Origin of the sequence: Streptomyces sp. NPDC006711, assembly GCF_042869775.1 — a bacterium.
In the GTDB taxonomy this organism is placed as follows: Bacteria; Actinomycetota; Actinomycetes; order Streptomycetales; family Streptomycetaceae; genus Streptomyces.
The window spans coordinates 366,970-382,135 of record NZ_JBIAGO010000003.1 but is presented as its reverse complement, the minus strand read 5'-3'; the positions used below and the strand labels follow the sequence as shown (position 1 = coordinate 382,135).

General features: G+C 72.3%; 11 protein-coding genes. 10 read left to right on the top strand and 1 reads right to left on the bottom strand.

From position 1 onward, the window contains the following. The first annotated feature begins 14 nt into the window (after positions 1 to 14). The 10 genes from ACFYM2_RS09470 (at position 15) to ACFYM2_RS09425 (ending at position 13,614) form a co-directional block, all read left to right on the top strand. On the top strand, positions 15 to 1,289 hold the full coding sequence (locus tag ACFYM2_RS09470; protein ID WP_388834730.1) for an imelysin family protein: 1,275 nt from the start codon (positions 15 to 17) through the stop codon (positions 1,287 to 1,289). After that, positions 1,286 to 2,515 carry an iron uptake transporter deferrochelatase/peroxidase subunit gene (gene efeB / locus ACFYM2_RS09465; protein ID WP_359005447.1) on the top strand — a complete coding sequence of 410 codons (1,230 nt, stop codon included), beginning with the start codon at positions 1,286 to 1,288 and terminating at the stop codon, positions 2,513 to 2,515. The genes ACFYM2_RS09470 and efeB overlap by 4 nt, the downstream gene beginning before the upstream one ends. A gap of 185 nt (positions 2,516 to 2,700) precedes the next feature. Then, on the top strand, positions 2,701 to 4,662 hold the full coding sequence (locus ACFYM2_RS09460) for a phospholipase C (protein ID WP_388834727.1): 1,962 nt from the start codon (positions 2,701 to 2,703) through the stop codon (positions 4,660 to 4,662). A 172-nt stretch (positions 4,663 to 4,834) separates the two neighbouring features. After that, entirely contained in the window at positions 4,835 to 5,770 is a 936-nt protein-coding gene (locus tag ACFYM2_RS09455; protein ID WP_359005452.1) for a glycoside hydrolase family 25 protein, read from the top strand. Between the two features lie 123 nt (positions 5,771 to 5,893). Beyond that, positions 5,894 to 7,510, top strand: a complete 1,617-nt coding sequence (locus ACFYM2_RS09450) for an APC family permease (protein ID WP_388834725.1) — start codon at positions 5,894 to 5,896, stop codon at positions 7,508 to 7,510. Between the two features lie 220 nt (positions 7,511 to 7,730). Beyond that, the gene (locus ACFYM2_RS09445) at positions 7,731 to 9,869 is read left to right on the top strand and encodes a hypothetical protein (protein ID WP_388834722.1); all 2,139 of its coding nucleotides are present in this window, start codon (positions 7,731 to 7,733) and stop codon (positions 9,867 to 9,869) included. Positions 9,870 to 9,923: 54 nt separating this feature from the next. Then, positions 9,924 to 11,570, top strand: coding sequence for an ABC transporter substrate-binding protein (locus ACFYM2_RS09440; protein WP_388459312.1), 1,647 nt, complete (start codon positions 9,924 to 9,926; stop codon positions 11,568 to 11,570). Between the two features lie 140 nt (positions 11,571 to 11,710). After that, on the top strand, positions 11,711 to 12,196 hold the full coding sequence (locus ACFYM2_RS09435; RefSeq protein ID WP_359005462.1) for an Asp23/Gls24 family envelope stress response protein: 486 nt from the start codon (positions 11,711 to 11,713) through the stop codon (positions 12,194 to 12,196). 33 nt (positions 12,197 to 12,229) lie between these two features. Then, a complete protein-coding gene (locus ACFYM2_RS09430; RefSeq protein ID WP_350228675.1) occupies positions 12,230 to 12,559 on the top strand; it encodes a YkvA family protein in 330 nt (109 codons plus the stop codon). Positions 12,560 to 12,675: 116 nt separating this feature from the next. Continuing rightward, complete coding sequence (locus ACFYM2_RS09425; RefSeq protein WP_359005465.1) at positions 12,676 to 13,614, top strand: class I SAM-dependent methyltransferase; 939 nt, start codon at positions 12,676 to 12,678, stop codon at positions 13,612 to 13,614. 69 nt (positions 13,615 to 13,683) lie between these two features. Here ACFYM2_RS09425 and ACFYM2_RS09420 read toward each other — a convergent pair whose 3' ends face one another. Beyond that, positions 13,684 to 15,078, bottom strand: a complete 1,395-nt coding sequence (locus tag ACFYM2_RS09420) for a hypothetical protein (protein WP_388834718.1) — start codon at positions 15,076 to 15,078, stop codon at positions 13,684 to 13,686. Positions 15,079 to 15,166: the final 88 nt, after the last annotated feature.

Here is a 15,166-nt window from a genome sequence, read left to right as displayed (position 1 = left end):
AACGGAGCGCCGTGATGAGCGAGCCCGACCAGGGGCCCGGTCAGGTGCCGGCCGATGCCGATGCCGAGGGCGGGGCCGGGGCGCCGGCCCGCAGGTCCTGGCCGGCGGGTCTGCGGCGGCCGGCCGCCGTCCTGGCGGTGGCCGCCGTGGTGGGCGGGGGAGTCTGGGCGGCCGCCTCCTTCGGGCAGGACCGCCCGGACGCCAGGAGCCAGAACACCAAGGGGCCGACGGTCGTCGAGGTGTCGCCCGGCTCCTGCGGCGAGGGGTGGAGCGGCGCGCGGCCGGGCCCCCAGGTCTTCGCGCTGCGCAACACCTCCACGACGGCCGCCGAGGTCGACCTCACCGACACCACGACCGGCGCCGTCCACGGCGAGATCGAAGGCCTCGCCCCCGGCACCACGCGGGAGATGCGGGTCGTCCTCGGCGGCGGCTCCTACGCCTTCAAGTGCCTGCCGGACGACGCCGACGCCGTCACCGGGCCCACGGTGACCATCACGGGGCCGCCGGCCGGCGGTGGCCCGGCGGCGGTCCCGGTGACCCAGCACGACCTCATCCCGGTGGCCCTGTCCTACCAGCGGTGGATCACCGCGAAGACGCTCGAACTCACCGACCGCACCGATGAGTTGAAGCGCGCCGTGGACGACGGTGATCTGGACGCGGCGCGCGCCGCCTGGCTGCCCGCGCACCTGGTCTACGAGCGGATGGGCGCCGCCTACGACGCGTTCGGCGAGGCCGACGCCGCCATCAACGGCTCGGGCCCCGCCCCGGCCGACGCCGCGTCGGCCACGGACTTCGAGGGCTTCCACCGCGTCGAGTACGGACTGTGGCACGGCGAGTCGGCCGCGTCCCTGCGCGGGCCCGCCGACCGGCTCTCGGGGGCCGTGCGCGCCCTGCGGGACAGCTGGCCCCAGGAACGGCTCGACCCCGCCCAGCTGGGCCTTCGCGCCCACGAGATCCTGGAGGCCACCGCCGGGTCCGAGCTGACGGGCCGTACCGACTACGGCAGCGGCACCAATGTGGCCACCGCCCGCGCCAACCTCGACGGCACCCGCGAACTGCTCACCCTGCTGCGCCCGTTGCTCACGAGCCGCTATGCGGACCTGCCCCGTCTCGACGCCTGGCTCGACCGCACCCAGCACACCCTGGACGGCTTCCACCGCGACGGCACCTGGACGCCATTGGCCCGGCTCGGCCACCAGGACAGGCAGCGGATCAACAGCGACATCGGGCAGGCGGTGGAACTCCTCGCCCCCGTGGCGACGATCTGCGACGCGCGGAGGACGGCATGAACGAGGTACGACGACGGGGCTTCCTGCGGGGCGCGGCCGCGGGGGTGGGCACCGCGGTCACCGGGGCCGCCCTGTCCGGCGCGATTCCCCGCCCGGCCCGGGCGGACGCGGCCCATCGCGCCGTGGCCCACGTGGACTTCCACGGCGCGCACCAGGCCGCGATCCTCCAACCCCCGCAGCGGGCAACGGCGTTGGTCTCCTTCGACGTGACCGCGAGCGACCGCCGGGAGCTCACCGAGCTGCTGCGTACGCTCACCGAGCGGGCCCGCTTCCTCGCCACCGGGGGCACGCCCGACCCCGTGGGCATCACCGCGCCGCCCAGCGACTCCGGTGTGCTCGGACCGCAGGGGCCCACCGGCCAGGTGATGGTCACCGCGGGCGTCGGCGCCTCCCTCTTCGACGACCGGTTCGGCCTGAGCGGCCGAAGGCCGGCCCGGCTCACCGCGATGCCGGCCTTCCCCGACGACGACCTCGACGCGGCCTGGTGCCACGGCGATGTGAGCGTGCACCTGTGCGCCGACAGCCCGGACGTGGTCCTGCACGCGCTGCGCGACATCACCCGGCACACCCGTGGCGGGATGCAGGTGCGCTGGCGCATGGACGGCTACACCAGCCCGCCCCGGCCGAGCGGAACGCCGCGCAACCACTTCGGGTTCAAGGACGGCACCGCCAACCCGGACACCGCCGACGCCGCCGCGATGGACCGCTTGGTGTGGGTGGGCGCGGGAGACGCGGAGCCCGCGTGGACGGCCGGCGGCAGCTATCAGGTCGTACGTCTGATCCGCATGCTCGTGGAGTTCTGGGACCGGGTCTCGCTCAGTGAGCAGGAGCGGATGTTCGGGCGCAGCCGCGACACCGGAGCGCCCCTTGACGGCTCGGCCGAGTTCGACGTACCGAAGTTCGCGGAGGACCCCAAGGGCGACGTGATCCCGCTGGACAGCCACATCCGGCTCGCCAACCCCCGGTCCGGGACGAGCGAGGGCGCGCGGATCCTGCGGCGCGGCTACAACTACGACCGGGGCATGGACACCAACGGCGACCTCGACATGGGCCTGATCTTCTGCTGCTACCAGCAGGACCTGGCCCGGCAGTTCGAGACCGTACAGAAACGGCTCAAGGGCGAGCCGTTGACGGACTACATCAAGCCATTCGGCGGCGGTTACTTCTTCGCCCTGCCGGGCGTGCGCGACCGGGCCGACTGGTTCGGCCGGGCCCTGCTCGGCTGAGCTCGCACCACCGGGCTGCTCCTTCACCAACAGAGGGTCAAGTTTTGGCCTGAAATTCCTGACGGTCTGTTCACCGGGAGGACATGGTGGCGCCGTGGCGCTGTAGTGGTCCGCGCGAAGCATCACCCTTGTCAACGACATCACGACGGCGGCCGGTCGCCGGACGCCATGGAGGCACGCGGAGCATGGGCAGCAAAGGCAGCGCGGCGGGTCCGGGACGCTGGGCCAGACGGTGGGGAGCGTTCGCGGGAGCCGCGGCGCTGGGCCTGCTGAGCGGTACGGTCCCGGCCGCGGCCGACTCCGCGGACCACGCAGGGGACCGGACGGCCACCCCGGTCAAGCACCTCGTGGTGCTCTTCCAGGAGAACGTGTCCTTCGACCACTACTTCGGTGCCTACCCGGTGGCGGCCAACACCGACGGCACGAAGTTCACGGCGGACCCGCACACGCCCAACGACATCAACACCCTGCGCGCCGCCGGGCTCCTGACGAAGAACCCCAACCAGTACCTGCCCAAGCGGCTCACCCCCGCGCAGGCCATGACCTGCGACCAGAACCACAGCTACGGGCCCGAGCAGTACGCCGCCAACGGCGGCAAGGCCGACAGTTACGTGCAGAACACCGACTCCGGCAAGTGCTCCGGCAACCTGTTCGGCGAGCCCGGCCTGGTCATGGACTACTACGACGGCAACACCGTCACCGCGATGTGGAACTACGCCCAGCACTACTCGCTCTCCGACAACTCCTTCAGCACCACCTACGGCCCTTCCACACCGGGCGCGATCAACCTCGTCTCCGCGCAGACCCACGGCGTCATCTCCACCGACCCCGCCTCCGGCAGCGAGCACCCCAAGCAGACCGCCAAGCCCGACCCGTACACGGTCCTCTCGCCGGACGCCAAGGGGGTCGGCACCCTGGTCAACGACCCGGACCCGGCCTTCGACGACTGCTCGGACAAGGACCACACCAGCAAGAACGCGTTGGCGGCGATGCAGGGCCGCAACATCGGTGACCTGCTCAACCAGCGCAAGGTGAGCTGGGGCTGGTTCCAGGGCGGCTTCCGGCCCAGCACCGCCTGGTCCGGCAAGCAGGGCGACTACGCGAAGTGCTCGGGCGTCACCCACACCAACGTGGGCGGCGCGGCGGCCGTCGACTACAGCCCGCACCACTCGCCGTTCCAGTACTACAAGTCGACGTCCAACCCGCACCACCTGCCGCCCGGGAACACCGCCGAGATCGGCCACGACGGGCAGGCCAACCACAACTACGACCTCACCGACTTCGACACGGCGCTCACGACGGGCAACCTGCCGGCGGTGAGCTTCCTGAAGGCGCCGGAGTTCCAGGACGGCCACGCCGCCTACTCCGACCCCATCGACGAGCAGCACTTCCTCGTCGAGCAGATCAACAAGATCCAGCAGTCGCCCCAGTGGAAGGACACCGCGGTCGTCATCGCCTACGACGACTCCGACGGCTGGTACGACCACGCGTACGCCACGCCGCAGAACGGCTCCAAGGACAGCAAGCCCGGCTCCGACGGCAAGGCGCCCGACAGCCCCGCCTGCCAGGCCGGTCCCGCCGCCGCCGGGGGCTACGCCGACCGCTGCGGCCCCGGCACGCGCCAGCCGCTGCTCGTCATCTCCCCGTACAGCAAGGTCAATTCGGTCGACCACACCCGCACCGAGCAGGCGTCCATCACCCGCTTCATCGAGGACAACTGGGGCACCGGGCGGATCGGTGACGCCTCCTTCGACGCCCGCGCCAACTCGCTGGAATCGGCCTTCGACTTCCGCCACCCCAACGGCAAGCAGGTGCTCCTGAACGCCGACGGCTCGGTGAAGTCGGTCAAGGACATCCCCCAGCACCCCGCGCCGCCCGCCGGGGGATCCGGCTCGGCGTCCACCACGGGCGGTTCCGGCACGGCCTCCGCCACCGGCGGCTCCGGCACCGGGGGTTCCGGCGCGGCCTCGGCGACCGGCGGCTCGGGCAACGGCGCGGCCCCCCAGACCGCCGGTGAGAAGCTGGCCGAGACCGGCTCCTCGTCGGCGCTCCTGCCGGCCGGCCTCATCGCCGCGGCCCTCGCCGCCGCCGGCGCCGGCATCGCCCTCACCCTCAGGCGCCGCGCGAACCGCACAAGCGCCATGTGAGAACACCCGTAACACCGCAGGACACAGGGCCGCCGACGCGTTGTCGGCGGCCCTTGGCGTGCCAGGGAAAAGCGACGGACATGACACGCCGACCCGGGGAGTCGGGCCGCTCCAACGCGGGCAAGCAACAGGCAGAAAGGTGTGGTTCCGGCCCGCTCGCGGAAGGCGTCAGATGGGGATCTACGGGCAGGACTGGGCTTCGTACCAGTCGTCGACACCGAGTACGAGCGGCCTGTCCTTCGCCTTCGTCAAGGTCAGCGAAGGACTCTCGTACATCAATCCGCGCTGGGTCTCCCAGCGCGATCACGCCAAGGCCAACGGGCTCGTGTGGGGCGGCTACCACTACCCGAACATGAACAACAGCGCCCGGGCCGAGGCCGACTACTTCATCGACCAGGTCGACTGGCGACCCGGCGACGTCGTCATCCTCGACTGGGAGGGCTACGACACGGCCAACACCGGCGTGCCCAAGGCGACCCAACGCGCCTACAAGGACGCCTGGTTGCGGCGCGCCAAGAGCCGCCTGCCGCACAACCCCGTCGGCATGTACGCCAACCTCGACTACTGGTGGAACGTCGACCAGGACGGCTACTGCGCCGACTTCCTGTGGATCGCCACCGCAGGACGCGCGGCCGGCGACCCCGGCATCCAGGCCCCCTGGCTCTTCCACCAGTACGGCGACTCCGGCGGACTCGACCGTGACTACTGCCACCTCGCCAGCACCGCCGAACTGCGCGCCTGGGCGCTCTCGTTCCAGCCCGCACCGCCTCACCAGCCCCCACCGCCCCATCAGGAGACCGACATGCCCCAATGGATCACCGGCCGCGTCGAACCGGGCGGCCAGCCCACCGTGGTCCTGCTCCCGCACGGCACCGCGTGGGACAGCTACAACCGCAGGCTGCACCTCGGCATGGACCAGATCACCGACGTCCCGGCGACCGGCGCGGTCCGCGTCGCCATCCACGACGGAAACATGTGGCGCGACATCGAAACCGTCCACCTGGCCTGCGCCAACGGCACCGTCGATGTGAACATCACCGGCAACGACCAGAAGCTGAGCCTGCAAACCGACCTGGCGGGCGTCAGCTTCGCCGTCGAAACCTGGTAGAACTCGGCCGCCCCTCCTCGCGGACACCTGGCGCGGAACATGACACGCTGAGCACGCTGGTGCTGGTGAGGTCATGTCCCATGAGGTCATGTCCCGTGAGGTGATACAAGGAGGCGGGTGCGCGTGCGGCCGACGCAGCCGGGGGAGAGCCCCGGGGTCCTGACGGTCCTCGGGGAGGAGCGAAGGCTCCGCAAGGAGCTCGGATTCTGGAGCCTGACCGCGATCGGGTTCTCCAACATCCTCGGCTCCGGCTGGCTGTTCGCCGCCATGTTCGCCGCGCAGACCGCCGGGCCCGCCGTGCTGCTCTCCTGGGTCGCGGCCGGCGTCCTGTGCGCCCTGGTGGCGCTGGTCATGGTGGAGCTCGGCGCCACCCGCCCCGAAGGCGGCGGCACCGTGCGCTGGCCGCTGTACGCCAGCGGACGCCTGGTGGGCACCGTCATCGGCTGGTCGGTGCTGCTCTCGGTCGGCGGCACCGCGGCCGAGATCAGCGCGATCATGCAGTACGCCGCGCACTATCTGCCCGGGCTCTACGACCACGGCCGTCTCACCGGCGCGGGACTGGCCGTCGCCACAGGTCTGAGCGTGCTCCTGACGGCGCTCAACTGGTTCGCCGTGCGCGCCTTCGCGCGGCTCAACAACCTGGTCTCCCTGTTCAAGGTCCTCATCCCGGTCCTCACCGTCGTCGCCCTGTTCCTCTCGGGCACCCACGCCGGCCGCCTCACCGACCACGGCGGCTTCGCGCCGTACGGCTACGCGGCCTGCCTGACGGCGCTGGCCGGCGGCGGGATCGTGTACTCCGTCAACGGCTTCCAGGCACCCCTGGACTTCTCGGGCGAGGCCCGCGACCCGCGCCGTACCGTGCCGCGCGCCGTCCTGACCGGCATCGCTCTCGCGGTGCTGGTCTACCTCGGCCTCCAACTGGCCTTCCTCTTCACCGTCCCCGAATCCCTGCTCGGCCACGGCTGGCACGGCGTCAACTTCGACTCGCCCTTCGGCCAGCTGGCCCTCGTGCTCAACCTGCACTGGCTCGCCACCCTGCTCTACGCGGACGCCGTGGTCTCGCCCGGCGGGTCGGCCTACGTCGGCGTCGCCATCGACGCCCGGCACACCTACGCCCTGGCCAAGAACGGCCTGCTGCCCCGCTTCTTCATGCGGATCGACCCCCGCTCCGGCATGGCCCGCAGGGCGCTGCTCCTCAACCTCGTGGTGATCATCCTGTTCATGCTGCCGTTCGGCGGCTGGCAGGACATCGTCAGCGTCATGGGCGACATGTATCTGCTCGTGTACGCGGCCTCCGCCGTCGCCGTCGCCGCGTTCCGCGCCCACGGCAAGGAGCGGGGCCTTCCGCCGGCGCCGGGGCAGGTGGCAGGGGTGCACTGGATCGCGCCCGTCAGCTTCGTCGTGGCCAGCGAGTTCATCTACTGGTCCGGCTGGCACCACCTGCGGCTCGCCCTGCCCCTGGTCCTCGCGGGCGTACCGCTGTTCCTGATGCTGCGCCGCGACAGCGAGGGCCGGCCGCCGCGCGAGGAACTGCGCAACGGCGCCTGGCTCGTCTTCCACCTCGCCGCCCTCACCCTGCTGTCCTGGCTCGGCACGTTCGGCACGGGCTCGGGCCGTCTGCCGGCGCCGTACGACTCCCTCGTGGTGGGCGTCCTCGCGCTCGCCGTCTTCGCCTGGGCGGTCCGCTCGGGGCGGGCCCATCTGCGCACCGCTCCCCTCACCTCCCTGCCCGCTGAATGAGCCCGAGGACTGCGCCAACTGACCCAGCGGAAGCCGGAGTTGGGGCCACCGGTTGACCACCCCCGCCGCAAATCCCCGCAACTGCCCCACCAGCGCCGATCCGATCCGCCGATGTGCGCGAACACCCGTCGCAACGTGTCCCTGAGGTGTTACCTTCCGTGTCAATCGATGCGGAAGGTGCGCCTTGTGCGCGTCGGTTCCGGGGGGGCGGTGAGCACGGGTGGGGGATCTTGACGTGGCGCAGGGCGCCGAGGCGTTCCTGCGGCACATGCTGTGGCGGTACCCGGGGCAACGGCAGCCGATCGTGGCGCTGCTCGGGCCCCGGCAGTCGGGCAAGACCGATCTGCTGCGGGCCGTGTCGCGGGCCTGCGGCGCGACGGTGGTCCACGCGACGCTGGACTTCGACGAGAACCCGGTCGATCCGGTCTCGGCGGCCGCCCTCGCGGCCTTCCAGATGATGCGCGGCTGGGACAACCTGCGGCACGGACCGGTCTTCCACCGCTTCGGCCTGGGGCTCCTGGCCCTCAACGAGAACCTGGACGCCGACCGGGGGCGGGCGGCGGACCAGATACGCGAGCTCATCCAGCAGTACACCCGCAACACCCGGGGCGGCAGGGTCGCCCGGCAGCTGGAGCAGGCCGCGGCCACCACCATGGACGTCGTCGCCCAGGGAGCGCTGAGCCCGCTCGTGTCCGGGCCCGCCCGCGAGGTCGTCTCCGCCGTCCGCGAGCGGGCCAAGCCCGTCATCGGGTCCCTGTTGCAGAGCGCCGCGCGCTGGGGCGTACGGGACGCGCTGCGCTGGCACAACACCGTTCCCGAAGCCGAGTCCGCCCGCTCCATCGACGCGCTGATCAGGCTGAGTTCCACCTCGCGCTCCCACGCGGTCGGCCCGCTGATGGCGGCCTTCCTCGCCGACGTCAAGGACCAGGCCGAGCGCCATCCGCCGCTGCGTTCCGCGTGCTCCTGCGTGCTGCCGGTCCGGGGCGCGCGCGGGGACCGGCACGACCACGCCTGGGTGCTCCTGGTGGACGGCGCGCAGACCCCCGCCGGGCGGCGCTTCGTGAGCGAACTCGCCGCCGCGCGACCGCGCAACCAGCTGGCGGACCCGGACGGTTCGGGCGCCGCCGACCCGCTTCTCGTGCTCGCCGCGTGCGGACAGTGGCAGTCCGAATGGACGTCGTGGTGGTGCGAGCCCTGGCGCTCCACCCCACTGGCCGCCACGCCGCAACGCCGCGTACCGCTGCTGTCCCGGGCGACCCGCGCCCTGTGGGCCCGGGGCAACGACGCGGCCGTCGGCGTCGAGCGCGCTCCCACGGCCGCCTGGTGGTATCCCGTGTGGCTCGACCCCATGACCGAGGACCAGGTCGCCTACACGATGGACCGCTCCGATCCCTCCCCGGGCCGTCCGCTGCCCGCATCCGTGGTGCACCGCCTGACCGGCGGCCACCGGGGCGCCGTCTCCACCGTCCTCGGCGAACCCGTCGGCGCCCAGCACCCGCCGCGCGGCACGGGGCCCGCGCTCTCGCTGACCGCGCCGGCCGACGAGGAGGGCACACCGCTGTGGGCGCACGCCCTGGAGACCAGCCTTCCCGAAGGGCTGACCGTCCCCGGCGCCGCGTGGAGCACCGCGCCCGCGGTGGTGCTCGCCGCCGCGTACCTCGCCGACGTACGCACCGCGCACGACCCGAGGCTGCCCGAGACCTCCACGGAACTGCCCCGCAGCCTCGAACTCCTGCGCCGCGACCTCTGGGTGAGCACCTTCACCCACCGCCCCTCGCGCATCCGGGGGATCGGCTGGGGCGACGACGCCGACGGCCCCGCCACGCTGCACCCGTGGCTGGCCCGTTCCGTCCTGACCGCCCTGAACGCCGCGCGGCCCGCCCGCCCGGACGAGGTGAACCCCTGGCACGACGTGTTCGCGGGGCAGGCACACGCGCTGGCCGCGCTCCCGGTGGCGGGGGGCGACGCGGCGGCCGTGGAGCGACGGCTCTTCCACGACCTGGCCCTCGGCCGCTTCACGCCGGTCGCCGAGGCCCTGGCCGACCGCTTCGACGAGGACCACCGGGCGTGGATCCGCCTGCTCGACTACCTCTCCTCCGCGCCCTGCCGGCTGCTGTACAAGCGTTCACCCCAGGAGGCGTACGCCCTGCTCCTGGACGGCGTCGGGGAAGGCGGCCAGAGCGTCCGCGCGGTGGCGACCGCCAAACTGCTCGCCCTGCTGTGGCTCTACCACGACCCGCTCACCGAGCACACCCGGCGCTGGGACGGCGAGATACAGGAATCGTTCACCCGCCTCGCGCACAACTCCCGTCTGCTGGACGTCAGTCCGCTCCAGCAGGCGGCGGCCGCCTTCGCCTAGCCCCGCGGCGGCCGCGCGTCCCCGCGTCCGCCGATCGCACCGCAAGGAGTGTCCATGCCACCCGCTGTAGGCAATCCCCGCTTCGGCCGGCTGCGCCGTCACCCGGTCCTCACGGTCATCGCGGCGCTCGTGATCCTCACCGGTCTCGTCTTCGGCGGCCGCTGGGGCTGGGGCCGGCTGTTCCCGCCCTCGCTGACCTGCGGCGCCGGCATGACCGCGACGGGAACCCCGCTCGCCTGCGCCGGGGTGAACCTCGACAGCGCGCCGTTCACCGACCACGAACCGGCCCGCATGCGGGAGTTGGAAAACATGGTCAAGGCGGCCAATGACGGCGTGAAGGGCCCCTACACCAGCGTCGTCCTGATGCTGGACCTCTCGCCCGTGTCCGACGTGGACACCCTCACCTACGGCTCCCTCTACCCCAACATCGAAGGGGCCCTCACCGCCGTGTGGCGGGCCAACAACACGGCCGCCTACGGCAGTACACCCGCCATCAAGCTGTACCTCGCCAACATGGGCAGCCAGTACGCCGACTGGCAGGTGACGGTGGACCGGCTGAAGGAGAAGGCCAACGCCGAGCACATCTCGGCGGTCGTCGGTCTCGGCCAGAGCACCGTGCAGTCACGGCACGCCGCGGCCGCGATCTCCTCCCAACTGCACATCCCGGTCATCGGATCCACGGTCACCGGCGACTCGATGAGCATCGACCCCTCCGACCCCGCCGGCAAGAAGCGGATCACCGACCTGTTCCGGGTCTCCCCGACCAACGCGGACTCGGTGATCGCCGCGACCCAGTACGTCTCCACCCTCAAGCCGGCCGTGACCTCGCTCGCCGTCGTCGCGGACAGCGTCACCGGCGACGACTACACCCAGACGCTCGCCGACGCGGCCAAGACGGGCTTTCGGGCCCAGAACCGCACGGTGACCGTGCTTCCGTACACCTCGCCCGGAGATCTCTCCGCGGGCTCGGGCCGTCAGGACTATCTGGTGCAGCAGTTCAACCTCATGCACGCGAACCTGTGCCAGGCCAATCCGTCCGTGGTGTACTTCGCGGGCCGGGGCCGCGACCTCGGCGCGTTCGTGGAGAACTGGGTGCAGGGCGCGCCGTGCGGGATCTCCCAGCTGCACATCCTCGCCGGTGACGACGCTTCGGAGAGCATCCACGACAAGGGGGTGCTGGGCGGCATCGCATCGGGCCGGGTCACCGTCGCCTACACCGCGCTGGCCAGCCCGGACGAGTGGGGCACCGAGTGTCCCGGCTCCGACGCCAAGCACAACTACGACCAGTTCTGGGCCGCCTTCACCGGACGGCCCGACCCCTGCACCGGCCAGCAACTGACGGCGGACAAGGACGTGCCGACGCTCTCCTTCGACCCGGTGGACCTGGGGAGCGGCCAGGCCATGCTCACCCATGACGCGGCCGTGGCGGCGATCAGCGCGGGCCGGCACGACGCGGCGGGGCTGCGCAATCCCGGCCTCCAGACCGGCATCCTGCACCAGTTCTACTGCGCGCAGATGCTGCCGGGGGCCAGCGGATGGCTCTCGTTCGGCAGTGACGGCGCCCCGGCGGGCAAGCCCACCCCCGTCGTCCAGCTCGGCTCGGACGGCACGACCAGAACGGTCGCCCTGACCTGGCCCCCCGACGGCACACCCAACCTCAGCCTGCCCCAGCGCGGCGGCAAGGGGGCACCGGGCTGCTGACGCGCGCGCCGTACCGGGCGGCGCCCCTCGCTCCACGCGGGCGCCCCCGGACCCGCATGATCCGCCGAAGGCACGGTACCCGGAGAGGGAAGGGGCGGCCGGCCGGGCCGCCGCAGCACTCCCCAAGGAGGTGGCTTCACATGGCGGAGCCGATGGGCCAGACCCTGCGCAAGCCCGAGACGGACGAATTCCGCACGCCCCCGCAGAGCACCACCCTGGAGCCGGCGAAGAGCGGTCCGGGTCAGACGCCCGCGACCCGGGGCCGCACCACCATCGCCGGCGGGGTCGTGGAGAAGATCGCGGCGCTCGCGGCCCGCGAGGTGCCGGGCGTCAACGCCATGGGCAGCGGCTTCGCCCGTACCCTCGGCGCGATACGGCCGGGCCGCGCGCCCATCACGCGCGGCGTCAAGGTCGAGGTCGGTGAACGGCAGACCGCCATCGACCTGGAGATCGTCGTCGAGTACGGCGTGAGCATCACCGAGGTGGCCGCCGAGATCCGGCTGAACGTCATCGCGGCGGTGGAGCGCATGACGGAACTGGAGGTCGTCGAGGTGAACATCGCCGTGAGCGATGTCCATCTGCCCGACGAGAGCGAGCCGGAGTCCGCCGAGAGCCGGCTTCAGTAGCATCCCCGCCAAGAAGCGACGGAAGGCGGCTCGATGAGCACCGAAGTGACCGCGGGCCTGGTCCTGGCGGGCCTGGTACTCCTGGCGGCCGCCGTGGCGGCGGTCGTCCTGACGGTACGCCTGGTCCGTGCCCGCAAGATCCTCCGGGACGCCGGGATCCCGCTGACGCACAAAGCCGCCTTCTGGGGCGCCCTCGCCTATGTGATCAGCCCCGTCGACCTCCTGCCCGACCCGGTCTACCTGGACGACGTCGGGGTCCTGCTGCTCGCGCTGCGCGTCCTGCACACGGCGGCGGCCGCACCGCGCGGATCGCGGGAGCTCGACCGCGAGTGGGCGGGTCCGCGCGCGGGCCGGCCGAAGTGACCCGGCTCAGGACGCGCGTGCCCGCCTGCGCACGGCAGCGGACGCTTCGTAACAGATCGTCCCGGGACCGGCAACGATAGTTGCCGGTGCTGTGCGGCGGGGGCACGCTCCCGGACATGAGCACACACCACAACTCGGCCGTCGACTCGGCACCCCGCGACGGTCACGAGCACGGGCACCACCATGGCGATCTCGACTGGGAGGCGATGGCCGCACATCTGGAGAACAGCGGTGAACTCCAGCTTCCTGTGCTGCGCCAAACGGCTGCCCGCCTGGGGGAACTGCTGGATCCCGGACATGAGGTGCGCCGAGTCCTCGACATCGGCAGCGGCCCCGGCGTGATGACCTGCGTGCTGGCCGAGGCATTCGCCGGCGCCGAGGTCGTCGCCGTGGACGGCGCGCCCGCGCTCCTTGACCACACGCTGGCCCGCGCCGAAGGGCTGGGACTGGGCGCGCGGGTGTCGGCCCGGCACGCGGAGCTGCCCGGCGCTCTGGAGGGCGACGGGGCCGGGGAAGGCGGCGTGGGCCGGGCGGATCTGGTCTGGAGCAGCAAGGCCGTACACCATCTCGGCGACCAGCAGGGCGCGTTGGACGCGCTGGCCGGTGTGCTGAACCCCGGCGGCCTGCTCGCCGTGGCCGAGGGCGGGCTGCCCGTGCGCTGCCTCCCGCGCGACATCGGCCTCGGCAGGCCGGGGTTCCAGGCGCGGCTCGACGCCGTCCAGGAGCACTGGTTCGAGATCATGCGGACCGAACTGCCGGGCAGCGCATCGGTGGTCGAGGACTGGCCCGCGATGCTGAGCCGGGCCGGGCTCGTGCGGACCGGCAGCTTCACGCTCCTGCTGGACCTGCCGGCCCCGTTGGGTGAGCAGGGCCGCCAGTTCCTGCACGACCAGCTGACGCGGCTGCGCGAGAAGATGAGTGAGTCCCTGGACGCGGAGGACCGCAAGACCCTCGACGTCCTGCTCGACTCCGAATCCCCCGAGGGGATCCTGCACCGGCCCGACGCGTTCCTGCTCTCGGCCACCACCGTGCACACGGGCGTGCGTCCGGCCTGATGCCCGGCGCCCGGCCGGGCGAGCCCGGTCCGGTCCACCCGCGAGCCCGGCCGGACCGGGCGAGAGGCCCTACCCCGCGGTGTGTCCCTGTGCTAGCGGCCACTCGCGGTGCAGGGTGCCGAGGGGGATGCGGTGCTCGATCACCGGCGTACCGAAGAGGGCCAGCTGGAATTCGAGCCGGCCGCTCAGGTCGAAGCCGCCGTACACCGCCCAGGACGCGGTGGCCGACGCCTTGCCGTCACTGGACGCGGTCGCCCTGGCGTCGGCCTCGCCCCGCAGATACGGGGCGAAGTCGGCCGTGACCCCGACGGCCCCGTACAGGCCGACGGACGCCTCGGCGCCGAGCGCTCCGTTGACCTTGCCGGCGGCGGACACGCTCGCGTTCACCGGCGTGCTGTGCACGTCCGATGTGCTGACCGGCGCCCAGCCCTTGCCCGCGGTGTAGCCGCCGCCGACACGGAAGTCGCCCTTGACGTCCTGCTGGACGTCGAGGGTCACCCGGCCGTCGGCCTCCACCTGCACGTAGCAGGTCAGGTCGAGGTTGACGACGACGGGCACCGGGCCCACCTGGATGACCGGAGCGCTGTGCAGCTTGGCGAACGGGATCCTCTTGGGCGCGCCCGTGCTCGCGGCGGCCCGGCCCTTGAGCGCCCACTGCGAGGACCAGTCACCGCTCATGCCGAGGAACGCCGAACGGACGCCGGCGCCGCCCGGCTTGCCGCCGTCGTAGGCGAACTCCACCTGGGGAGCGAGCTGGACGAAGCCGGAGACCGACGCGGCCGCCGACGCGGGGGCGTCCTTGGCGGTGTCCACCGCCGCGTTCACGTCCAGGCGCAGATTGCCCATCGGCAGCCTGGCGCCCTGCGGGCCGAACCGTACGCCCTGGCCCTTGGCCCAGGAGAAGGTGACGCCCTTCAGGAGGGGTACGACCGTGACGGACGCCGGGTCGACCGCCACCTTGCCATCGGCCCTGTCGTCCTTGAGGACCGTGTCCAGGGTGGTGGCGGCGGTCTTCACCTCGGTGCCGCGGTCGCTCCTGCCCACGACCTCGGTGACCTTGGCGAGCAGTCCGTTGGGGGCGCCGGGCGCGGGTGCGCTCGCGATGACGTCGCCCACGGCGACCGGCTTGGCGGGCCCGGGGGAGTGGGTCGGCTTCGCGGTGGGCGCCTGCGGTGAGCCGGATATGACGGCCCGTCCGCTCGCCTTGTCGTAGGAGGCGACCTTCAGCGAGGACTTCTCCGGCCGGCTCGTGCCGGTACGGGTGCGGGCCAGCGGCGTCGGCGCGGACGAGCCCTGGGGGGCCGCGTTCACTTCGAGCTGCTGGGCTTCCTGAGCCGTCGAGGCGGGGGCGTCGGCGCCCGCCTGCCCGGCGGCCGGGGTGTGACCCGGCGCCGAGCAGCCCGTGCCGGCCAGGGCGAGCGCGGTCAGGCCGGGGAGCAGGAGGCGTCTGGTGAGCGTGCGCACGTAGGTGAGACCTTCGGTCGGGGGAGTGGCCGTTACTGACAGGTAACGTGAAGATGATCATGCCATGCGCGCATGGCACCGGTCATCT